General features: G+C 48.6%; 1 pseudogene. It reads right to left on the bottom strand.

Features of this window, described 5'->3' with window-relative positions:
• A pseudogene (locus H5300_RS27495) lies at positions 1–251 on the bottom strand (hypothetical protein); the annotation flags it as partial.

Here is a 251-nt window from a genome sequence, read left to right as displayed (position 1 = left end):
AGATAACGATTTTGCAGGTAATAATCTTCAAAATCCTGCGCCATGTCCTGGACGAGGTTAAGGCATTGACGCTTAGCTACCTGAGCACCGGTGGTTTGTGCAATCTGCTGGGCCACATGGTCGTATGCACTGTGATTTATTTGTTCAGCCAGTCGCAGCCTGACTCCGTCAGAGAACTGATCTTTGCCCAGATTCAGGCTTTTATCCAATGGATGCACCCCCTTCATTTTGCGCTGGCTATAACGTTTGCG

Origin of the sequence: Vibrio sp. SG41-7 (genome assembly GCF_014164465.1) — a bacterium.
Classification (GTDB): Bacteria; Pseudomonadota; Gammaproteobacteria; order Enterobacterales; family Vibrionaceae; genus Vibrio; species Vibrio splendidus.
The sequence above is the reverse complement of the archived record's forward strand: the minus strand, read 5'-3'. Positions and strand labels throughout refer to the sequence as shown.